Annotated in this window: 16 protein-coding genes and 1 tRNA gene; 7 read left to right on the top strand and 10 right to left on the bottom strand. The window is 72.6% G+C overall.

The window, feature by feature from the left end; genetic code table 11:
- Positions 1 to 14 precede the first annotated feature (14 nt).
- Positions 15 to 99: transfer RNA gene (locus tag LO763_RS12390), tRNA-Tyr, on the top strand.
- Between the two features lie 209 nt (positions 100 to 308).
- Here the strand turns inward: LO763_RS12390 and LO763_RS29395 are convergent.
- Positions 309 to 1,514 (bottom strand): sensor histidine kinase, encoded by a 1,206-nt coding sequence (locus tag LO763_RS29395; RefSeq protein ID WP_304608818.1) that lies wholly within the window; start codon positions 1,512 to 1,514, stop codon positions 309 to 311.
- A gap of 223 nt (positions 1,515 to 1,737) precedes the next feature.
- Between LO763_RS29395 and LO763_RS12380 the strand changes: the two genes are divergently transcribed.
- The 3 genes from LO763_RS12380 (at position 1,738) to LO763_RS12370 (ending at position 5,917) form a co-directional block, all read left to right on the top strand.
- Positions 1,738 to 2,529 (top strand): ABC transporter ATP-binding protein, encoded by a 792-nt coding sequence (locus tag LO763_RS12380; RefSeq protein WP_230602483.1) that lies wholly within the window; start codon positions 1,738 to 1,740, stop codon positions 2,527 to 2,529.
- Entirely contained in the window at positions 2,526 to 4,490 is a 1,965-nt protein-coding gene (locus LO763_RS12375; RefSeq protein ID WP_230602481.1) for an FtsX-like permease family protein, read from the top strand. Before LO763_RS12380 ends, LO763_RS12375 begins: the two co-directional genes overlap by 4 nt.
- 581 nt (positions 4,491 to 5,071) lie before the next feature.
- Positions 5,072 to 5,917, top strand: coding sequence for a siderophore-interacting protein (locus LO763_RS12370; RefSeq protein WP_230602479.1), 846 nt, complete (start codon positions 5,072 to 5,074; stop codon positions 5,915 to 5,917).
- A 67-nt stretch (positions 5,918 to 5,984) separates the two neighbouring features.
- On the opposite strand, the gene LO763_RS12365 is transcribed toward LO763_RS12370, so the two are convergent.
- From LO763_RS12365 to LO763_RS12350, 4 genes are all read right to left on the bottom strand, one after another.
- Entirely contained in the window at positions 5,985 to 7,097 is a 1,113-nt protein-coding gene (locus LO763_RS12365) for an LCP family protein (protein WP_230602478.1), read from the bottom strand.
- A gap of 88 nt (positions 7,098 to 7,185) precedes the next feature.
- Complete coding sequence (locus tag LO763_RS12360; protein ID WP_230602476.1) at positions 7,186 to 8,295, bottom strand: LCP family protein; 1,110 nt, start codon at positions 8,293 to 8,295, stop codon at positions 7,186 to 7,188.
- A gap of 78 nt (positions 8,296 to 8,373) precedes the next feature.
- Positions 8,374 to 9,510, bottom strand: a complete 1,137-nt coding sequence (locus LO763_RS12355) for an LCP family protein (protein ID WP_304608817.1) — start codon at positions 9,508 to 9,510, stop codon at positions 8,374 to 8,376.
- Positions 9,511 to 9,713: 203 nt separating this feature from the next.
- Complete coding sequence (locus LO763_RS12350) at positions 9,714 to 10,649, bottom strand: hypothetical protein (RefSeq protein WP_230602474.1); 936 nt, start codon at positions 10,647 to 10,649, stop codon at positions 9,714 to 9,716.
- Between the two features lie 162 nt (positions 10,650 to 10,811).
- Here LO763_RS12350 and LO763_RS29815 point away from each other — a divergent pair, with 162 nt between their 5' ends.
- Complete coding sequence (locus LO763_RS29815) at positions 10,812 to 12,410, top strand: GGDEF domain-containing protein (RefSeq protein WP_230602472.1); 1,599 nt, start codon at positions 10,812 to 10,814, stop codon at positions 12,408 to 12,410.
- 294 nt (positions 12,411 to 12,704) lie between these two features.
- Here the strand turns inward: LO763_RS29815 and LO763_RS12340 are convergent, their stop codons facing one another.
- Positions 12,705 to 13,622, bottom strand: coding sequence for a glycoside hydrolase family 191 protein (locus tag LO763_RS12340; RefSeq protein ID WP_230602470.1), 918 nt, complete (start codon positions 13,620 to 13,622; stop codon positions 12,705 to 12,707).
- 243 nt (positions 13,623 to 13,865) lie between these two features.
- A complete protein-coding gene (locus LO763_RS12335) occupies positions 13,866 to 14,690 on the bottom strand; it encodes a P1 family peptidase (RefSeq protein WP_230602468.1) in 825 nt (274 codons plus the stop codon).
- Between the two features lie 322 nt (positions 14,691 to 15,012).
- Here LO763_RS12335 and LO763_RS12330 point away from each other — a divergent pair, with 322 nt between their 5' ends.
- Positions 15,013 to 15,231, top strand: a complete 219-nt coding sequence (locus LO763_RS12330) for a hypothetical protein (protein WP_230602466.1) — start codon at positions 15,013 to 15,015, stop codon at positions 15,229 to 15,231.
- A 194-nt stretch (positions 15,232 to 15,425) separates the two neighbouring features.
- On the opposite strand, the gene LO763_RS12325 is transcribed toward LO763_RS12330, so the two are convergent.
- Together LO763_RS12325 and glyA are read right to left on the bottom strand one after the other, a co-directional pair.
- The gene (locus tag LO763_RS12325; protein ID WP_230602464.1) at positions 15,426 to 17,003 is read right to left on the bottom strand and encodes an LPXTG cell wall anchor domain-containing protein; all 1,578 of its coding nucleotides are present in this window, start codon (positions 17,001 to 17,003) and stop codon (positions 15,426 to 15,428) included.
- 174 nt (positions 17,004 to 17,177) lie between these two features.
- Entirely contained in the window at positions 17,178 to 18,452 is a 1,275-nt protein-coding gene (glyA, locus tag LO763_RS12320; protein WP_230602462.1) for a serine hydroxymethyltransferase, read from the bottom strand.
- Positions 18,453 to 18,640: 188 nt separating this feature from the next.
- Here glyA and LO763_RS12315 point away from each other — a divergent pair, with 188 nt between their 5' ends.
- On the top strand, positions 18,641 to 19,936 hold the full coding sequence (locus LO763_RS12315) for a hypothetical protein (protein ID WP_230602460.1): 1,296 nt from the start codon (positions 18,641 to 18,643) through the stop codon (positions 19,934 to 19,936).
- 135 nt (positions 19,937 to 20,071) lie between these two features.
- Here the strand turns inward: LO763_RS12315 and LO763_RS12310 are convergent, their stop codons facing one another.
- Entirely contained in the window at positions 20,072 to 21,568 is a 1,497-nt protein-coding gene (locus LO763_RS12310) for a glutamate-cysteine ligase family protein (RefSeq protein WP_230602458.1), read from the bottom strand.
- Positions 21,569 to 21,731: the final 163 nt, after the last annotated feature.

The following is a 21,731-nucleotide window of genomic DNA, read 5'->3' as shown; positions in this document are numbered from 1 at the left end:
TCGCTACACAGCGAGGCAGGTTGCCCGAGCGGCCAAAGGGAGCTGACTGTAAATCAGCCGGCATTGCCTACGCAGGTTCGAATCCTGCACCTGCCACCAGTAGCGGAACGGCCCGCGAACCGAGCGATCGGTTCGCGGGCCGTCGCGTTTCCCGATCGAACGCCGGGAATCGGACCGCGCTGGGCCCGAACACGCTTCCCGGTCAGTCGCCGGGAATTCGGGCCACGACGAGCCCGAAGCGGTGCCTCGGCACCGGCTGTCCGGCCATGATGCGACGCCGCCACTCCACATGTCAAGGCGCGCCGCCGCTACTCGGCCGGCGCCTCCGGCACGCGCGGCAGCCACGCCGTGGTCTCCCAACCGCCCTCCGGACGCGGCTGCGCCCGCAGCCGCCCGCCGACCGCCTCCACGCGCTCCGCCAACCCCAGCAGGCCCAGCCCCGCACCCGAGTCCGACAGGCGGCCCTTCGCCGGACGGCCGTCGTCGCGCACCGACACCTCCAGGCCCTGGCCGCCCGCCGCCGCGACCACCACCCGCACCCGGGCCGCGTCCCTCGCGTGCTTGCGCACGTTCGTCAGCGCCTCCCGCACCACCCGGTGCGCCGTCGCCGCGATCTCCGGGGCCACGCCGTCGCCCAGCTCCGGCGAGATGAAGCACGACGCGTCCGTCCCCTCCCGGCTGAACCGCTCCACCAGGTCCTCGATCTGCGACAGGTCGCCCAGCGGGTTCGCCCCGGCCCCGTCCGCGCCGCGCAGCATCCCCACCATCCGCCGCATCGACGCCAGCGCCGACAGGCCCGCCTCCTCGATGTCCGCGAACGCCCTGCGCGGATCGGTGTCCGTCACCTGCGCGGCCTGCGCCAGCACCACCATGCCCGTCACGTGGTGCGCCACGAAGTCGTGCATCTCCCGGGCCAGCTCCAGCCGCTCGGCCCGGCGAACCTCCTCCTGCGTCTCCCGCCGCAGCTTGTCCATGCTGCGCAGGTACGCGCCGAACCCGATGACGGTCGTCATCGCCATGAAGATCAGCGCCGTACCCCCGATCCAGGCCGCCCCCAGGCCGCCGGCGAACATGCGGAACCCGATCACCATCACCGCCGTGCCCGTCACGAACGCGACCCACCGGCCCGGCACGGCATCCCAGTGGCGCACCGCGAACAGCATGAGCAGCCCCAACGCCAGCAGCTCAGCCGTGCCCACGCCGCGCTCGACCTGGTCGACGGCCGCGTCGATACCGGTCGCCGCCAGCGACGCCACCGCGGCGACCGCGATCCAGCGCTTGCGGCCGGGGCGATACCAGACGTACACGCCGATCGCGAACAGCGACGTCGCGAACTGCGCCCACGCGACCCCTGAGTACATCGGCGGCCGCTCGCCCTGCATGTGCGACGCCATCTCGACCACCAGGATCAGCAGCAGCAGGGAGACGATGCCGATCTTCAGCAGGCGCATCGTGAGCCGGTTGAACCGGTCGCCCCAGGTGCGCGCGGCGGGCGTGGCGGAGGTGACGGTCATGCCACGACGGTAACCGCCCTGGAACGGGCCTCGGCCGAACGGCCGACCCACCCGGCCCGAAACCGGTCGGCGAGCCGAAGCGGACGGCCCCCGCCCCCGGCGAAGCTGGTCGCATGAACGGATTCCTGGAGATCAGCACCGCCGTGAGCCTCGTGCTCATGGCCGCGTTCCTCATCGCAGGCGCGGCCCTGCCCTTCGTCTCGCACCAGCGCAAGGCCCGCCGATGAGGCCCCCCATGCTCACCGCCCGCTCGCTCGCCAAGCGCTTCGGCACCGCACCGGCCCTCGACGGCGTCGACTTCGGCATCGGCCCCGGCGAATCGGTCGCCGTGACCGGGCCCAGCGGCTCGGGCAAGTCGACCCTCCTGCACTGCCTGGCCGGCATCATGCGCCCCGACTCCGGAGAGGTGCGCCTGTTCGACGAGCGCATCGACACCCTCTCCGAACGCCAACGCAGCCACCTGCGGCGCACCCGGTTCGCGTTCCTGTTCCAGTTCGGGCAGCTGCTGCCCGAACTGCCCGCCGAGGAGAACGTCGCACTGCCGCTCATGCTCGGCGGCACCTCGCGCAAGGCCGCGCTGGAACCGGCCCGCGCCGAACTGCGGCGCCTCGGCCTGGAGGGCAAGGAGGGCCGCAGGCCCGGCGAGCTGTCGGGCGGCGAGGCCCAGCGGGTCGCCCTGGCCCGGGCCCTCGTGGTCCGCCCGGCGGTCGTGTTCGCCGACGAGCCGACCGGCGCGCTCGACCGCGCCACCGGCGACCAGGTCATGGGCGTCCTGCTCGACACGGTCAAGGAGCTCGACGCGGCCCTGGTGGTCGTCACGCACGACCCGCGCATCGCCGCCCGGTGCACGCGCACGATCGAGATCCGCGACGGACGCCTCAGCGGCACGCCCCGCACGGGCGACGGCGCCAACGCCGGACCCGACCTGTTCGCGGACGGCCGGGCCGCCGGCCGCGGGCCGGGCGCCGACGGCGGCCCGTTCGGGCACGAACCGGTCGCGGAGGTGTGGCGATGACCGAGCTGGCCTGGCGCCTGACCCGCCTGGGCGGGCGCAGCGCCCTGCTGAGCACGGGGCTCACCGCGCTCGCCGTCGCGGTGGCGACCCTGCTGCTCCAGTTCGCGGTCGCCGGGAACTTCGCGTTCGACGAGCGCGCCGACCGCACCGCCTGGCGCGCCCCCGACGAGGCCGCCGGGACGGGCTCGGCGCTCATCGCCACGGCCGCCGACCACTTCAGCGGCGACACGGTCACCCGCGTCGACCTGGCCTCCCTCGGCGACGCCCCCGTCCCGCCGGGGCTGGACGCCTTCCCCGCCCCCGGCGAGGTCTGGCTCTCCCCGGCCGCCGCCGACCTGCTCGCCGACGTGCCCGAATCGGACTTCCTCGCCCGCTACGGCGACGTCGAGGTCGCGGGCGAGATCGGCGAGGAGGCCCTCGCGCACCCGAACGAACTGGTGGCCGTGGTCGGGCGGGCCGCCGACGACCCGGTGATGACCACCGAGCGGTTCAACGCCGACGCGGTCTCGCCGCGCGCGTTCGACGGCTTCGAGGGCGGCACGGCCAACGCCGTCTACGGCTTCTACATGATCCTCATGGTCCTCGCGGCGGTGCTCATGGCCGTGCCCGCGGCGGTGTTCGGCGCGGCCGCGGCGCGCCTCACCGTGTCCCGAAGGGACGAGCGACTCGCGACCCTCCGCCTCATCGGCGCGACACCGGGCCAGGTGATGCGGTTGACGCTCATCGAGACCGTGCTCGCCGCGGCCGCGGGAGCGGTCGCCGGCACGGCCGCGTGGATGCTGGTGACGCCGCTGGTCGCGCTCATCCCGATCGACGGCGGCCGCTGGTACGTCGCGGACCTGTGGGCCGGGGCCCCGTGGATGATCGCGGTCGCCCTCGCGGTGCCGGTCCTGGTCGCCGTGTCCGCCCTCATCGGGCTCCGCAGCGTCGTCATCAGCCCCCTCGGCGTCGCCCGCCGGGTGAAGCCCAAGGGCCTCCGCGCGATCCGGGTGGTCGTCTTCGTGGTCCTCGCGGGCCTGTTCGTCGTCGTCTCGCAGGGCGTCAGCGGCGACATGATCGTCGTCGCCGTCCTGGTGGCCCTGTTCGCGGCGACGCTCGCGGCCGTGAACCTCGTCGGGCCCTGGGTCGTCCAGCGGCTCGGGAACCTCTTGGCGCGCACCGCCAGAGGCCCGGAGCGGCTGCTCGCCGCCCGGCGCCTCGCCGAGGACCCCAAGGCCGCCTGGCGCACCGTCGCCGGCGTCGCCATCGCCGGGTTCATCGCCGGGTCGGTCGCGCTCTTCCCGATGATCGTGACCGACACGAGCACGCAGGCCACCGAGCGAATCGCGGCCATGGTCCCCGAGGGCGAGGCCGAGTCCCTCGCCGCGAGCCTCGGCACGGCGCTCGGCGACAGCGCCGAGGTCGCGGTCGTGGACAGCAGCGGCTACCTCACCGCCGACGAGGGTGCCGCGGTCATCGAGGCGACCACCACCGGGGCGGAACTGGAGGAGGTCCGCAGCGCCATGACCGCGGTCCTGCCCGGCGACCCGCCCGAACGCGAGATCGACTCCAGCATCATGTCCAACCGCCTCGTCGGCAGCGTGCGCGTGGGGGTGACCGTGGTCCTCGCGGTGGTGTTCACGACCGCGGCCGTCTCGGCGGCGATCAGCGCGATCGGCTCGGTCCTCGACCGCCGCCAGACCTACCGCCTGCTCCACCTCGCCGGGACCCCGCAGCGGGTCCTCGACCAGGCCCGGCGCCAGGAGACCCTGCTGCCCCTGGGCATCCTCGGCGGGGCGTCCATCGCCACGGGCATGCTCCTGACCGCCCCGCTCATCGGCGCCATGGGCTTCGACGTCAGCGGCGCCCTGATCCTGGGGGCCACGCTCGTCCTCGGGTTCGCCGCGGTCGTCGCCGCGGGCGCCGTGTCGCGGCCGCTGCTGCGGTCGGTGATGCGGGACGTGAGCCCCCGGCCCGACTGAGCCCCGGCGGGCCCTGCTCCATGGAGTCGGGCGGGGCCGGTTGGTGTGTGTGTGGTGCGGGCGCACCGGCTGGTTGCCGGTGCGCCCGCGATCTGCCTCGCGAGGCATGTGGTGCTTGCAGGAGCCGCGCGCGGATGCACCCGCGCGCGGTCTTCGGGGGCGGCTCCCGGGATTCCCACTACTGCCGCCGGTCCCACAGGCACCGGTAGGCCGACCCGCACTTCCACCTGCACCACCGGCGGAACCGACCTCTTTTTTCCATCAACCATCACATGTCCGGTAACGGATGCCAAGGGCGAATGTTCCGCCTGTGGATAACTTTGGGCACTAGTGGTGTTTTAGCTGGTGGCGGGGGTGTGGATAACTTTCGGTGCCGCGGTGGGTCCGCCCCGGTTTCCGGGTACCCCGAGGGCCTGCGCGCCGGGTGTGGCGACCGCGGACCGGGCGGCGTCCCAGGAAACGCGCTAGAACTGAGGATGTGATAGTTAGGGAAACCTAAGCTCTCTTCCCGTGGCGGGGCCGATCGACGGCTCGCAGGCCTCGCCCGGCAGATGCGCGAGCCGCGAATCCGAGGAGCCCAGATGGCTGAACGTCGAGGACGCAGGACCCCGAAGGTCACGACCGCCGAAGTGCTGCGGACCGAGCAGGTCACGCCGCACATGATCCGCGTGGTCCTCGGCGGCGAGGGCCTCGCGGACTTCGAGTGCGGGGAGTTCGCCGACCACTACCTGAAGCTCCAGTTCCCCGTCGAGGGCGTCGCCTACCCCGAGCCGTTCGACCTCGGCAGGATCCGCGAGGAGCTCCCCCGCGAGCAGTGGCCCGTCACCCGCACCTACACGGTGCGGCGCTGGGACCCGGCCGCCCGCGAGCTGTGGATCGACTTCGTCTACCACGGCGACGAGGGCGTCGCCGGCCCCTGGGCCGCGAACGCGAAGCCGGGGACGCTGCTGCGCTTCGCCGGTCCCGGCGGCGGCTACGCTCCCGCCGCCGACGCCGACTGGCACCTGCTCGCCGGCGACGAGAGCGCCCTCCCGGCCATCGCCTCGGCCGTGGAGCGCCTCGCGCCCGGCGCCCGCGCCCACGTGTTCGTGGAGGTCGAGGGCCCCGACGAGGAGCAGCAGTTCAAGTCCGCGGGGGACGTGCGCGTCACCTGGCTCCACCGCGGCGAGGGCCGCGCGGGGGAGCGGCTGGTCGCGGCCGTGCGCGGTTTCGAGTTCCCGGGCGGCGCGGTGCAGGCGTTCGTGCACGGCGAGGCCGGGTTCGTCCGCGAGATCCGCCGCTACCTGCGCTTCGACCGCGAGGTTCCGCGCGAGCGCCTGTCGGTCTCCGGTTACTGGCGCCTGGGCCACAACGAGGACGGCTGGCAGTCCTCCAAGCCCGAGTGGAACAAGGTCGACGAGGCGGAGGAGGCCGCGGCCGCCGGGTAGCCCACAGACGAGAACGGGGCGAGAACGGGGGCCGCCCGACTGGGCGGCCCCCGTCGTGCTCTCTCGGTCAGTCGGTGCTCTCGGCGCCGTCGTCGGGTTCGCCGGTCGTGTCGGCCTCGGGGGCGCTCTTGACCCATTCGGGGTACTGGGTCATCCACTGGTCGAGGGTGTCGCTGCGGAGCGCCTCCCACAGCGCGTCGGCGGCGGTCCGCTCCTCGCCGTCGTGCGTCATCACGATGTCGACCTCCTCGCCGCCCATGTAGGTCACGTCGGGCGTCGACGGCACCTGGATGCTCGCCATGTCGTCGGGGGAGACGTCGCGCAGGTTCACCGCGAGGTCGGTGATGCTCCACTCCTCGGGCTTGTCGATCGTCAGCGAGTCGCCGAAGCTCTCCAGGACTTCGGTGAGCTTCGCGGGGTCCTTGTGGTAGCCGTCGGCCTTGAGCTCGGTGATGAGCGATTTGATGGCCTGCTGCTGCATGGCCTGGCGCCCGTAGTCGCCGCCGCGGCCCTCCGCCCAGTCCGAGTCCCAGCCCCAGCCCTTGCGCTGGCGGATGAGGTCGAGGGCCTCGTCCTTGTCGTAGTACGCGCAGCCTTCGGGGAAGACGCGGTGGTCGCCGTGGATCGAGGTGATCTCGTGCCAGGGGCACAGCTCGATCTCGCCGACCATGTCCACCAGGTCCAGGAAGCCCTCGAAGTCGACGGTCGCGCCGAGGTGGAACTGGACGCCGGTGAGGTCGTAGATCGTCTGCACCACGTTCGGGCGGGTCACCTCCCAGTCGTCCGAGATCGACGCCGAGTGGTTGATCTTGTTCTCGCAGGGGCCGTCGCCCCAGTTGGGGCCGCAGTCGGGGATCTCGACCCACAGGTCGCGGGGCAGCGACACCATGGTCGTCTCGGTGAGGTCCTCGTTGATGTGGACCATGATCATGGTGTCGGAGCGGGTGGAGCCGCCCTGCTTGTCGACGCCGAGGACGAGGATGTTCAGGGGCCCCTCGATGCGCTCGGCGTCGACCTCGGCCTGCGCGTCGCCGAGGATCTCCTCCTCGGGGACCACGTTGTTCGCGGTCTGGTCGGCGTACTGGGCCACTGCGGCCGCGCCGCCGGCGACGACCAGGGTCAGTCCGCCCGCGTACGTCATCAGGTGCGCCCACCAGGGCGCGCCGCTCTTGCCAGGCATGGGTCTCCGCATCCGGGGTCGGCGTCTTCCACATCGATGACGCTGCGGTGACGCCGTCCGGTTGCACGGCTGGTGAGGCCGGTCCGGGTCAGCCGGTGGCCTCCGAGGCGGTCTCGGTCGGCGCGGTCTCGGTGTCGGCGCCGGTGCTGCCGGTCTGCTTGACCCATTCGGGGTACTGGGCGATCCACTGGTCCATCGTGTCGTCCTGGAGGGCGTCCCACAGGGCGTCGGCGGCGATCTGCTGCTCGCCTTCGGCGATGACCTCGGAGGAGCCGACGTCGGTCTCCTGGGAGGTGGCGGGGACGCGGATGGAGGTGATGTCGCCGGGGTTGATGTCGCGGAGGTTGACGGCGAGGTCGGTGACCGTGAGGCCTTCGGGGAGGTCCAGGGTGAGCTTGTCGCCGAGGCCGGTGAGGACTTCGGTGAGCTTGGTGGGGTCCTTGTGGTAGCCGTCGGCCTTGAGCTCGGTGATGAGGGCCTTGATGGCCTGCTGCTGCATGGCCTGGCGCCCGTAGTCGCCCCACAGGCCCTTCTCGTAGTCCTCGGGGTGGTCCCACGGGTAGCGCTGGCGGATGAGGTCGAGGGCCTCTTCCTTGTTGTAGTCGTTGCAGCCTTCGGGGAAGACGCGGTTGTCGCCGTGGATCGAGGTGATCTCGTGCCAGGGGCACAGCTCGACGGAGCCGACGAGGTCGACGAGGTCCATGAAGCCCTCGAAGTCGACGGTGGCGCCCATGTGGAACTCGACGCCGGTGAGGTTGTAGATGGTCTCGACGACGTTGGCTCGGGTCACGTCCCAGTCGTCGCTGATGGAGGCGGCGTGGTTGAGCTTCTGCATGCAGGTGTTGTTGCCCCAGTCGGGGCCGCAGTCGGGGATCTCGACGTACAGGTCGCGGGGGAGGGAGACCATCGACACGTCGGTGAGGTCCTCGTTGATGTGGACCATGATCATGGTGTCGGAGCGGGTGGAGCCGCCCTGCTTGTCGACACCGAGGACGAGGATGTTGAGGGGGCCCTCGATGTTCTCCACGTCCATCTCGGCCCGGTTGTCGCCGAGGATGTCCTCTGGTTCGATGGCGTTGTTCGCGGTGTTGAGCGCGATCTGGGCGACCGCGGCCGCGCCGCCGGCGACGACCAGGGTCAGTCCGCCCGCGTACATCATCAGGTGCGCCCACCAGGGCGCGCCGCTCTTACCAGCCATGCCTCTCCAAAGGTCGGGTCAGCGTCATCACATCTGTATAACGCTTCGGTAACGTGGCCCGGTTGCATGGGAGACAGCCTAATCGGCGGCCTCGGTCACGTCGTCGGAGGGATTAGGCGAGGAGGTCTCACTGGCGGTGGTGCAGTCGGGGCGGGAGTCGCCGCTGAGCCACTCGGGGTACTCGCAGGCCCACTCGTTGAGCGTGTCGTCGCCGATCGCCTCCCACAGGGCCTCGGAGGCGGCCTCCTCCTCGGTGCCCTCGTGGATGAGGACGTACGAGGTGCCGTTGACGTTCCCCTCGGAGGAGGGGGTGCCGATGGAGAGGATCTCGTTGGGGTCGATGTCGCGCATCTGCGTGATCATGTCGATGAGGTCGTAGCCGCCGATGTCGAGGGTGAGGGCGTCGCCGAAGCTGCTGAGCAGGCTCACGGCCTTGGTGGGGTCGGTCGCGTAGCCCTGCTCCTTGGCGCGTTCGAGGATCTTCTTGATGGCCTGCTGCTGCATCTTCTGGCGGCCGAAGTCGCCCCAGGTGCCGTTGGCGTAGTCCTCGTCGGAGTCCCAGCCGTAGCGCTGGCGGACCAGGTCGAGGGCGTCCTCCTGGTTGTACTCGGCGCAGCCCTCCTCGAACGTCTTGTCGGTGTGGATGGAGGTGATGTCGTGCCAGGGGCACAGCTCGATGGTGCCGAGTTCGCCGACCATGTCGAGGAAGCCCTCGAAGTTCGCGATCGCGCCGCCGTTGAACTTGACGCCGGTGAGGTGGGTGATGGTCTCGGCGGTGTTCTGGAACGACTCGCCCCAGTCCTCGGAGTAGGCGAACGCCTCGGTGAGCTTGGTCTGGTCGGCGGGGACGCCGGAGGGGATCTCGACGAGGAGGTCGCGGGGCAGCGAGATCATGGAGACCTGGGTGAGGTCCTCGTTGACGTGGACGATGATGTCGGCGTCGGTGCGGGCCTCGCCGCCGGCGTCGACGCGCTCGTCGGTGCCCAGGACCAGGAAGTTCAGGGGGCCGACGATGTCGGCGCCCTCTTCGACCTCGATCCGCTGGTCGCTGAGGAGGTCCTCCTGGTTCACGGAGTTGTTGACGAGGTTGAGGCTGACCTGGGCGGCGATCGCGCCGCCGCCGGCGACCACCATGACCATCGATCCGCTGATGACCATGGCCTTCGCCCACCAGGGGGACGACGCCTTGGCAGCGTGTTTGACGGGGTCGCTCATTGCCTCTCCTCGCGGGGTGCGGCGCGCCGGCGTCGCGCGGCCGGCGTTCGGTGGGGTGGGAGGGGACGCGGCCGGGGGCCGGTCCGTTCGAGGGCTACACGCGCGGTTCGCTCCGGCGGTTGCGCGTACACGACCATAGTTCATGTCCGGCTTGTAAACGCTCGCTCTACGGCTCGGCCGCCGCGGTGCGAGAAGGATTCAGCTCAGGCGCTGAAGTACAGTACGACGCCCGCCACGGCCGCGGCGATCGTGAAGGCCGCGGCGAGCTTCGCGGCGCTCCAGGGCCGCTCGCCGACCACCCGGCCGGTCCTGCCGTGCACCGCGACCATCCGCGCCCGCCCCCGGTGCGGGTAGGAGGCCAGCCACACCGGCAGCAGCACCAGCCGGTACGCCAGGTCCGCGTACGCGGTGTCGATGCCCGCCACGTGCTGCTCGTCCCCGCCGACCCGGGCGCGCACCTCGGCCTCGACCGCCGCGGCCATCCGGGCCTTCGCCAGCTCCAGGCCGACCTCCGGCTCCAGGTCGTAGCGCTGCACCCAGTACCCCTCGAGCTGCTCGGGCGCGAACGGGACCGCGTCGCCGAGCCGCCAATCGCGCATGAGGTCGGCGAGGGCCCGCCCGTCCAGGCGCACCGACCCCGGGACCGCGACCGCGTCGAAGCCGCGCTCGACCGTCCCCGACGCCGCCGACCAGCGCACGGCCCGGACCCGGCCGCCCTCGGCGCCGGCCTGCTTCCAGTAGCGCTCCCCGCGCGCGGCCCGGTACCGCGAGCGCGTGCGCGCCCGCCACACCCAGTGCGGCAGGAACGCGCCCCGGAACGACGCCGACTCGTCGATGCGCCGCAGCGCGGCCGGCGCGAGCCACTGGCGCCGCGCCCAGCGCCGCAGGAGCCGGCGGGCCTCGTCCCGTCCGACCTGGAAGGGCGCGAGCGCCTCGGGGGCGACCAGCGGCGCGGGCGTGTCGTCGGCGTACCGCAGCATCGCCTTGGGCGCCAGGGCGGTCCAGTCGGGGTCTTGGATCCGCCGGGCGGCGGGGCGGCCGTGCTGCTCGGTCCCGCAGTGGTCGCAGCACAGGACGGTGGCCCCGGGGGCCACCCGCATCGGGGTGCCGCAGGAGGTGCACGGACACGAGGGGAGCAAAGCGCACCATCCTTCCATTTCGGGCACTGCCCCCACTCTAAGGCCAGCGGCCGCCCGGCGGGGGAGAACGCTTCGGGCCCATGCCCATCGGTCGGGACCGGACGAAACGGCCGAGACCTGCGCCACTGGATATATCGCCGCGGCGGTGGCAGGATAGAGCGCGTGACGCCACGGAGGGGGATCACGTCTGCGCGTGATTATGCCGATCAGTACCTCCGCCTGCGCGCGCTCATGCGGTCGGGCCAGGTCGCCGAGGCCGTCAGCGAGGCCACCTGGATCTCCTACAACTCCGACACCGCCCACCAGCGGGCCCAGGCGTGGCTGTTCATCCTCGAGGGCCAGATCAGCCAGCGGGCCATCGACAAGATCCCCGGCACCATCGACCAGGCCGGCACCGCCGTCGCCCGCTGCCGCGACCCGCGCCTCGACGGCAAGTACCACGCGCTCGCCGCCTGGTACTACCACCACCACATCAAGTCCCTCGACTTCACCGCGCAGCGCCTGGTGCTCTCGTCGCGGGCGCTGCGCTCGATGACCGAGGCGAGCCAGGCCGCCGTCGACGCCTGGTACGACCTGGCCGTGATCCTCTCCAACTGCGGCTACCAGCAGCAGGCGGCCGGGTCGCTCGACCAGTGCCACACGCTCGCCGAGCGCGCCGGCGTCAGCCGGTCCTCAGTGGAGGGCGTGGAGATCCGGGTCCGGGACGCGCTCCTGCGCTACTACACCGGCGACCCGCGGGCGTGCACCGGCCAGCTGCGCCAGGAGCTGCGCCGCGTCAAGCCGAACCTGCACGACCTGGACACGCGCGAGCTCGAGTGGGTCCACTACGCGCTGGCGCGCCTGAGCCTGCTCGGGTTCAGCGAGCGGTGGTCGGTGGAGCACCTGCTCCCGGAGGAGACCTCGTCGGTGGAGGCGCAGGACCTGCGGATCATGGCGCGCGCCTCGCGGCTCATCGCGCAGGCCCGCGGCCTGGAGGCCCTGGAGGTGCTGGAGACCCGCGAGATCGGCGACGAGACCCTCGGCGTGATGGAGCCGCAGCACCTCAAGTCGCTGGCGCTGGTCGCGAAGGGCGACCACGCGGCGTCGATCCTGGCGGCGCACGCGACGACGTACGCGCTCTACAAGCAGATCAACGAGTTCCACACCATCTACCTGGCGTCGGCGGCCGCGCTGGTGGACCACGACCAGCTGCGCCGGGCGGCGGCCGGCTGGGCCGACCGGGCGAACACCGACGACCTGACGGGGCTGCCGAACCGGCGCCGCCTCGACGCCTTCCTATCCGATGTGGAAGGCGACGGGATGATCGCGGTGCTCGACCTGGACGGCTTCAAGGCCGTCAACGACACGCACGGCCACCAGGCGGGGGACGCGATCCTCCAGCGGGTGGCCGCGCTGCTGTCGAGCGTGGTGCGCTCGGGGGACCTGCTGGCGCGCACCGGCGGCGACGAGTTCATCCTGGTGCTGCCGGGGGCGACGGAGTACGACGCGGACGCGGTCTCGGACCGGATCCGGGTGGCGGTGGCGGCGGAGCAGTGGGAGTACTCGGTGCCCGGGACGCCGGTCGACGTGTCGATCGGCTGGGCGCGGCTGTCGGCGGGCGGCAACCCGGCGCAGACGCTGTGGGCCGCCGACCAGGCCATGTACCAGATGAAGCGGTCGCGCAAGCACTACTTAAGCCCGGGCTGGATCGGACGGATCTGGGCGAGCCCCGGAGGGTCCGGGCAAATCGGGCACCCGGGGGACCCCCCGTTGCAAACGTAGCCGGAGGGTCCGACATCGCCTCCCTTCGCGCGCAACGTGAGTGATAATCGTGCTGCGGTGCTGCGGTGCTGCGGGCGGATCGCCGACGCGCGGCGGCGGCGAGGCCGCCCCGGTGCCGGAAGCGGCGGTGCCGGGGCGTCGGCGCCGCTCAGGGCGGGCGGTCGTGTTCCGGCGTGCGGCTTGCCGCCGCTCAGTGTGCGGTCGCGGGACCGGTCGGCCTCGGCCGGTGAGCCGGGCCTTCCGGGCCGCGCTTCACGGCCCGGACGCGGCAGGGCCGGACCGTGAAACCACGGCCTAGGGGCAGGGCTCGTAGATCGCGTCCAGGTCCACGTCCGCGACCGCCCCGGTGAAGCCCTCCTCCGCGTACCGCGCGCAGGCCTCGGTGACGTTGGCCTCCTCGGCCGCGTAGTCGACGGCGAGCACCAGCTTCCCCGCGGCGGCGATCTCGCGCACGTACTCGAGGTTCTCGGCGCACCAGTCCTCGGTGCACGGCTCGTCCGCGTTCAGGAAGAACAGCTCCTCGACGCCGATCCCGTCGATCGCGTCCAGGTAGCCGTCGAACTCGATGAGCTCGGGCGAGTTCTGCGGCAGCACGTCGAGCCGGTCGGCGACGTACACATCGACGGCCCGCACCTGGTCGGCCATCTTCCGCGCCAGCGACTCCCGGTCCTCCCCGGGCGCCAGCGCCAGGTCGATTTCCTCGTACGCGTTCGGCACGTCCAGGTACACCCCGTCGAACCCGGCCGTCATCGCCCGGTCCAGGCGCGGCTCCATCACCAGGTCCCACCAGCGCTCGTCCCAGTACTTCACGAAGTACTCGTCGGGCCAGTCGCCCCACTGGTTGAGGACCATGTCGGTCGCGGCGACGGCGTCGTACTCGGGCCGGTAGGTCTCGATCGACCCCATGGTGAAGTACGCGTACACGGTCTTGCCGGAGTCCTTGAGCGCCGCGACCTCCTCGGCGGTCCAGTAGCCCTCGCCGCCGTCGCGGGCCAGGTCGATCACCGCGACCTGGTGCGGGGCGGCCGCCAGCGCGTCGAGCGCGCCGTCCTCGTACCCGCTGAGCTGGTAGATCCAGTCGCGCGGCGCCTCCGCGGCCTCCGAGGGCTCCTCGGCGGCCGGAGCGGACGCCGTCGGCTCGGCGTCGGCGTCCTGCGTGCAGGCGGCGAGCAGGAGCGGGAGCGCCAGGAGCGCGGCGGGGAGGCGTCGCATGCCCCGCAGCTTAAGCGCACCGCGCCCCTCGCGGGCGGCGGCGTCGCCGCAGCTGCGGACCGGGCACTCAAGCGGGTGCCGCGGCCTGGGCGGAGGCGGTTTCGCCGGAGTCGCCGACCGAGCGGTCCAGGCGGCCGCCGCGTCCTGGGGGAGCGGCCGTGTCGCACCCCGCCGGTAGCGTTGAACAGGGGGGTCCCCGGAGTCCGTTTTGCCCCGGACGCTCCGTTCACGTTCGGGCCGGGTTCACACGCCCTCGCCGATCGCCTCGGCCACGGCCTCGACCGCGAGGGCCCGCACCACGTCGACCGACGCCGGCACCCGGCCGGTGGCGGCGGCCACGAACGCGTCGCCGTCCATCCGCGTGTGGACGGGGCTGATGGCCTTCGCGAGGCCGTCGTGGGCGCCCTGCGCGACCAGCGCGCACTCGACCTTGTCGAGCCGCGCGTTGGTGACCACGACGCCGATGGTGGTGTTGCGCCCGAACGACCCGGCCGCGAACCCCTCGGGCCGCAGGAGCCGCCGGTCGAGCGGCCCGGGTTCGCCGAAGGCGTTGACGGCCGCGAGCGCGCTGACGGCGACCGGGCCGGCCGCGACGGTGGCCGACCGCAGCCCCGAGGGGAGGGTGACGCCCCGCCACTGCCCGACCGTGGCGCCCCGGCCCGCGCCCACGGGCCCGTCCAGGGCCGGCTCGAAGGGCGCCATGGCCGCGTCGCACGCCTCGTAGCCCTGCGGCGCGGCGGGGACCGCGCCGGTGCCGTCGAGGTCGTAGAGGCCCAGGGTCGGCACGATCGGGACCGTCCCGCCCGGCGTCGCGAGGCCGCGCCCGTGGTCGGCGAGCCACCGCATGACGCCGTCGGCGGCGGCGAGCCCGAACGCGGACCCGCCGGTCAGGAGCACCGCGTCGACGCCGGTGTTGGCGCGGAGGGGGTCGAGCAGCTCGATCTCGCGGCTGGCGGGGGCCCCGCCCCGCACCTCGCCCGAGGCGATGGTCGCCTCCTCGAACAGCAGCACCGTGCAGCCGGTGTGCTCGCCGGTCCAGTGGCCGACGCGAACTCCCAAGTCCCGCATCCGGACAGACTACCTTCACCTGCCCGAAACCCGCTGCTCGAATTCGATAACCAAACGATAACTAAGTGCTTTGTGGACAGTGGTGCGCGATACATGTGACCCACGCGAAATCCCTGGATTTCCAGGGCATGAACGCCCTAGCATTGATGTTGAGGCCGATGGAAGCGGCAGCGGAACGGCGAACCCGAACCGCCGCCGAGCCCGGCCGCCGAAGCGATCCTCGAGGATCGCGACGGATTCCCGCCGTCGACAATGGCGTCATCGACGAGCGGTCCCCCCTTCAGAGAAGCAATCCGGCACACCCTGCCGGGAAGGAATCATCATGCACGAGTTCGTAGGTGCTTACCTCGCAGTCGACGCCGCCAACACCGTTGCCACCTCGGCCCTGCCGAACGCGCCGGTCGTTGACGACGGCCGGGCCGACAAGCCGTACCGCTTCGGCGTCACCCGCCCCGAGAAGGTCCGCCTCTCGACCGCCGGCGTCCTGCGCCGCGTGGCCGACCGCGTCGAGGGCCGCGCCCTCGCCGGCCTCGCCCGCTAGGTCGTAAGGCGAGCGCGCCCACAAGGCGCCGCGCCTGACTGCACAACTCAACCACCAGAACGCGACGCACTGCGGCTCCCAAGGGCCCCAGTGCGTTTCGTTCGTCCGGGGGCGATTCCCCGGCGAAGGGGCGGGCCCCGGTCGCCAGACCGGGGCCCGCCCCCGCGACCCGGACCGCACGGGGCGGCGCGGTGCTACTCGCCACCGGGCCTGCGGCGGCGGCCCAGGACGAACAGGAGCACGCCCGCGGCCAGCGCCGCGGCGGCGACGCCGAGCGCGAGCGTCAGCGACGAGCCGGTCGACGGCAACCGCCCCGAGCCGGCGCCGTCGAGGGTGATCGCGGCGGTGTTGTTCCCCAGGTCCGCGTCGAGCACGCCCGGGTAGCCGTCGTCGTCGAGCGCCAGGACCTCCATCCAGCCCGCGCCCGCCGCGTCCGGGTCGGTGACCTCGACGGTGAACGCGAACGCGAACGACTCCCCGGCCGCGAGCTCCTGGAAGAAGCACGCGAAGTCGAGCCCGCCGGTGTCGACGTCCTCCGGCAGGTGGTGCGGCCAGTCCTCCCGGTCGAGGCAGAACAGCCCGCCGGCGTCCTCGGGGAGTGCGCGCAGTTCGGCGCCCTCGGGCATCGCGCCGACGACGGCGTAGGACCCGGGCCCGTCGAAGAAGGCGTACGCCGAGGCCGGGCCCTCGTTCGCGATCGCGCCGGCGACCCGCACCCGGTCGCCCTCGCCGCCCTTGACGGCCACGTCGGCGGCGGTGAGGTCCCACGGGTGGTCGGTCGTCTCGATGACGATCTCGCCGACCGTTGAGTCCGCGAACTCGGACTCCGGCTCGGCCACTGTCCGCAGCCCGAACAGGTTCCCCGAACCGGGGTCCCAGTCGACGTCGCCGAAGCGCTCCTCGAGCAGGTCGGCGTCGACGATGTAGGCGCTGTAGTAGCAGACGCACACGTCCACCGGGCCCGGCGCCGCCTCGCTCACGACGTAGTCGACCGGGACCGTGGGCGTGAAGACCGCGCCCGGCGCGTCCGCGAAGTCGGTGACGACGCAGGTGACCCCGGGGTGGTCCCAGTACCGGTCGACGCAGTTGTCGTACCCGGCGGCGGCGTCGGCGCCGCGGCCCTCGTCGAAGGGGTGCTCCGGTTCGCTGAAGGTCACGACCACGGCCGCGGCGTCCTCGGGGAGCGCGTGCTCCTGGCGGAACTCCGGCCGGACTCCCACGGCGGCGCCGGGTTCGACGCCGGTGAAGACCGCGTCGCCGTGGAGGTAGGGCCACGCCTCGCCCGGGCCCTCCTCGGCGGGCAGGACCTCGATCGCGCCCTCGGTCCGGTCGACCGTCGCGCCGTCGACCGTGATGTCGGCGAAGTAGGCGAAGCCCGGCGCGGCCTCCGCGGTGACGGTGTAGCGGAAGTCGAAGACGACGCGGTCCCCGGTCGCCTCCAGGGAGCAGACGGCGTCGTACGGGCCGTCCGTCGTGCAGTCGCCGTCGCCGTCGTCGTCCTCGATGGCGAAGGCGCCGGCGGGGAGGTCGAACAGCACCGTCATGGCGACGGTGTGCCCGGCCGGGAGGTCCTCGCCGAAGACGACCTCGGCGGTGAACAGCGCGGGCCCGCCGTCGGCGGTGACCGGCGAGCCGTCCTCGAAGCGGACCTCCTCGGGCGTCGGCACCTGCGCGAACGCGGGCGAGGCGAAGGACCCGGCGCCGAGTGCGGCGGCGGTGATCAGGGCCAGGCGCAGCGGTGCGCGCCCGGGCCGGTTGCGGTGCGGGGACATGAAGGGCCTCCCTGCTCGAGCCCGGTGCTCTCGCGGGCGCCGGGAGCGGCGGCATGATGAGTACTAAACGCATCGGCTTCGTCACTCGTTGCAAAGAGTTCGCGGAAATTTCACCGGGGACGCCGAAGGGGCGCCCCCCCCCGCGGGTGGACGCCCCTGGCCGCTCGTGCGCCGCTAAGCCTTCCAGCCCGGGATCGGGAACGCCTTCGTGTGCTCGCGGATCTCGCCCGCGACCACGTCGAGCTCGGCGTCCTTGCCGTCCTTCGCCGCCGCGACCGCCCGGTCGATCCAGCCCGCGATGAGGTCCATGTCGCCCTCGGCCATGCCGCGGGTGGTCACCGAGGAGGTGCCGATCCGCAGGCCCGAGGGGTCGAACGGCTTCCTCTGGTCGAACGGGACCGTGTTGAAGTTCAGCTCGATACCGGCCGCGTCCAGGGCCTTCGCCGCGGGCTTGCCGCCGATGCCCTTGCTGGTCAGGTCCACCAGGATCAGGTGGTTGTCGGTGCCGCCCGAGACCAGGTCGAAGCCGCGGTCGCTCAGGCCCGCCGCGAGGGCCTTCGCGTTCTTCACGATCTGCGCCGCGTACTCCTTGAACGAGTCCTTCGCGGCCTCGCGCAGCGCCACCGCGATCGCCGCGGTCGTGTGGTTGTGCGGCCCGCCCTGGAGGCCCGGGAAGACGGCCTTGTCGATCGCCTTGGCGTGCTCCTCGTTCGCCAGGATCATCGCGCCGCGCGGACCGCGCAGCGTCTTGTGCGTGGTGGTGGTGACCACGTCGGCGTGCCCGACCGGCGTCGGGTGCGCCCCGCCCGCCACCAGGCCGGCGATGTGCGCGATGTCGGCCATGAGGACCGCCCCGACCTCGTCGGCGATGGCCTTGAAGCCCGCGAAGTCGACGGTGCGGGGGATCGCGGTCCCGCCGCAGATGATCATCTTCGGGCGCTCGCGGCGGGCGATCTCGGCGACCTCGTCGAGGTCGATCCGGCCGGTGTCGCGGCGGACCCCGTAGTGGACCGCGTCGAACCACTTGCCCGTCGCGGAGACCTTCGCGCCGTGGGTCAGGTGCCCGCCCGCGGGCAGCCCCATGCCCAGGACCTTGTCGCCCGGGGACAGGAACGCCATGTACACGGCCAGGTTCGCGGGGGACCCCGAGTAGGGCTGGACGTTCGCGTGGTCGGCCCCGAAGAGGGCCTTCGCCCGGTCGACGGCCAGCTGCTCGACCTGGTCGATCAGCTGCTGGCCCTCGTAGTAGCGCTTCCCGGCGTACCCCTCGGAGTACTTGTTGGTCAGGATCGAGCCCGTCGCCTCCATGACCGCCTGGGACACGTAGTTCTCGGACGCGATGAGGCGGATCTTCTCGGACTCGCGGCGGCCCTCGGCCTCGATGAGCCGTTCGATCTCGGGGTCGGCGGCCGCGAGGTTCGCGGTGAGGGCCTCGTAGGCGTCGGACATGCAATGCTCCTCGCTGATCGGCATGATCTCGCACGGCGACCGGGCAGGTGGCCTTGATGCACCGAGCATAGCCGGGGGTGCGGGCGGGAGGCCGCGGCGTTTCCCCCGTGTGAGGCGCCGCCGCGCCCGCTCCCTCACACGATCGCCCGTGCGAGACTCCATTGCGTACACGCAGTACGGTGCGACGTATGTCACCTCAATCCGCCGCGAAGACCGTCGGCGCCGGGTTCGCGGTCGCGGCGCTCGCCGCGCTCGCGCAGCTCGGCCTGGCCTACGGCTTCGGGCTCCTCTCCTGGGCCGACGCGGCGCCCGGCGCCGCCGACCCCGTGCTCGACTTCCGCTGGAACGCCAACCTCGCGTGGGTGGCCTGGTTCTCGGCCGCCTCGTGCGTGGTCGGCGGCCTGGCCTCGGGCGCGATCGGCTCGCGCGCCGCGCGGCTCGGCGTCGCCACCCGCGTCGGCGCCGTCCTGGCCGGCGCCGCGGGCGCTTTCACCGTCGGGCCCCTCGTGGCGCTCTCCGCCGAGCAGGGCGCGGGCTTCACCGCGTTCCCGCTCGAGCCGCTCGCCGCCGCCGGGATCGGCGCCGCGGTCGGCTTCGCGCTCGCGCTCATCGGCCTCAGCTCCCGCTCGGTCGCGGTGAACGTCGGCGCCTCGGCCGCCCTGGTGTGGCTGCTGGCGGTCCTGTCCGTGTTCTGGGACGTCGGCGACCGCGTCTCGCCCGTCCACGAACTGGCGGTGTGGGGCTCGTGGGCCGGGCCCGACACGGTCCTGGGCCGCCGCGTCTTCTCCATCGCGATCCCCTTCGTGGTCGGCTCGGCCCTCATCGGCGTCGTCGTCGCGGCCGTGGCCCGGCGCAGCAACATCACCAGCTCCGGGTACCGGATCGCCGCGGCCTCCGGCATCGCCGGGCCGCTCATCGTCACCGCCGCGCACCTGGTCGCCGGGCTCACCCAGGCCGACAGCGCCGAGTCGATGTCGGTGCTGCTGGTCGGCCCGTACGCGGCCATCGCCGGGCTCCTCGGCTCCCTCATCGTCTGCGCCCTGCCCAAGGCCGGCGTCCAGATCGACGACCGGGAGGAGGCGCGCGAAGCGCCCGCCGGGCTCGTCGAGTCCGCGCCCGGCTGGACCGTCCCCGAACCGGCCTCGGCCTACGGCGACGCGCGCGGCGGCGACACCGAGAACCTGCCCGCCGGGCCCGCGCCCGTGCCCGAGCAGGCGAAGCGGCCCACCCGGCGCCAGCGCCGCGCCGCCAAGCAGGAGGAGCAGAAGCGCGCCGAGTGGGAGCCGCAGGAGGGCGACGACCAGCCCCACCCCGACGTCGACTGGGTGCAGGAGCTCAAGGCCGTCGACATGGGCGAGCCCGAGCCCGCGCCCGAACCGAAGCCCAAGCCGGCCCGCCGCGCCAAGAAGGCCGCCTCCCGCACCCGCCGCAAGACCGCCGACGACGCGAAGGACGCCGACCAGCCCGCCGACGACGAGTCCTGACCCCGCGCGGCGGCCGCAGGGCGAGTCGGTCCTAGTCGGGGCGGCCGGCGTGACCTCGCGCGGCGGCCGCCGGGAGCACGCGCACAACGCGGAACGGCCGGGCCCCGCGGGGCCCGGCCGTTCCGCGTCCTCAGCTCACACTTCCCACTCGTGCACCGGCCTGCCGTCGGCCGAGCGGGCCGCGTAGTCGAGCACCATGGCCCGCAGCGCGTCCCGCCGCTCCAGCCGCTGCCGGTGCTCGGCGACCTGCACCCGCGCGACCTGCCAGGTCGCGCCGTTGACGCCGCGGCGGCACCGCGCCTCGATCACGCCCAGGTACCGGTCCGCGTCCCGGCCGCTCACGCCCAGCGCCGCCAGGCCCTCGGCCGCGGCCGGGAGCAGCTCCTCCAGGACCAGCCGCCGGACCGGGACGAGGCCCCGCCCGGGCCACACCTGGTCGGCGTTGACCCCGTGGCGCGCCGCCGAGCGGAAGTTCACCAGCGCCTGCCCGAACTCGAGCCGCTCGTTCAGGGGCCGCTCGGCGTTCGCGTAGTGCACCACCAGGCCGTAGAACAGCGCCATGTTCGCGCAGATGTCCACGGCCGTCGGGCCCGCCGCGACCACCCGGTTCTCCACGCGCACATGCGGACGGCCGCGGTGCACGTCGTAGACGGGCCGGTTCCAGCGGTACACGGTCCCGTTGTGGTAGCGAAGCTCCTGAAGATTGGGGACCCCGCCTGCGGCCATCACCGCGGCGGGGTCCTCGTCGTCGCACAGCGGTAAAAGCGGCGCGAAATGCCGGTAGTTCTCATCGAACAGCTCCAGCACCCCGTCGATCCACCGCTCCCCGAACCAGGCCCTGGGCCTCGCCCCTGAGGCGCGCTCGTTCGCCTGCCTCGTGTCGGTGCCCTGCTCGAACAGGATCACCCGCGTCTCGGCCCACAGCTGGCGCCCGAACAGGTACGGCGAGTTCGCGCCCATCGCCACCTGCACCCCGGCGACCGCCTGGGCCGCGTTCCAGTACCTTGAGAAGTCCTCAGGGGACACCTGGAGGTGGAACTGCACCGAGGTGTTCGCCGACTCCGGGGCGATCGTGGGCGAGGTGAAGTCGACCGACTCGGCCCCGCGGATGTCGATGCGCAGGTGCTCGCCGCGCTGGGACATGATCTCGTCGTTGAGGACCCGGTAGCGCTTGGCGCTCGAGAGGGCGTCGATGCCCATGTGGTCGGGGAACAGGGTCGGCATCGTCCCGATCGGGCAGATGTGGACCCCGGCCTTGTCGCCCGCCTCCCGGACCTCCGCCAGGACCGCCGCCAGATCGCTCTCGTACCAGGAGATCCCGGCCCCGTCGAGCAGCCGCGGCGGCAGGTTCAGCTCGATGTTGAACGCCCCCAGCTCGTGCTGGGCGCCGTAGAGCGCGTCCTCGTCGCCGGAGGTGTGCAGGTGCTCCAGGACCGAGTCGTTGGCGAACGCCGGGTCGCCGTTGGGCTCGACGAGGTCGAGCTCCAGTTCGAGCCCCGTCATCGGCCGGTCGCGGTCGAGCCTGCGATCGGCCAGCAGCTGCGCGAGGGCCGCCCGGCCTGCCTGGAGCCTCGCGGTGTACGCGGGATGGTCCCAGTGCTTCAAGGCAGAGCCGGTCACCTCGTCTCCCATGTTTCCTCCCCAGGAATCGATGGTTCATCAACTCTAAGACCGTAGGTCATGCCCTGGCTACCAAAGCAGAGGCTGTTTCGTCCCAAATGGTGCGGATCGCGCTCATATTAGGGATCGCGCACTCTCCGTGGTGTCAGGATCTTGACACAACGAGGTCTCGGGC

This window comes from Glycomyces amatae (assembly GCF_020991375.1).
In the GTDB taxonomy this organism is placed as follows: Bacteria; Actinomycetota; Actinomycetes; order Mycobacteriales; family Micromonosporaceae; genus Glycomyces; species Glycomyces amatae.
Note: the sequence above shows the minus strand (reverse complement) of the source record. Positions and strands in the feature narration are given on the sequence as shown.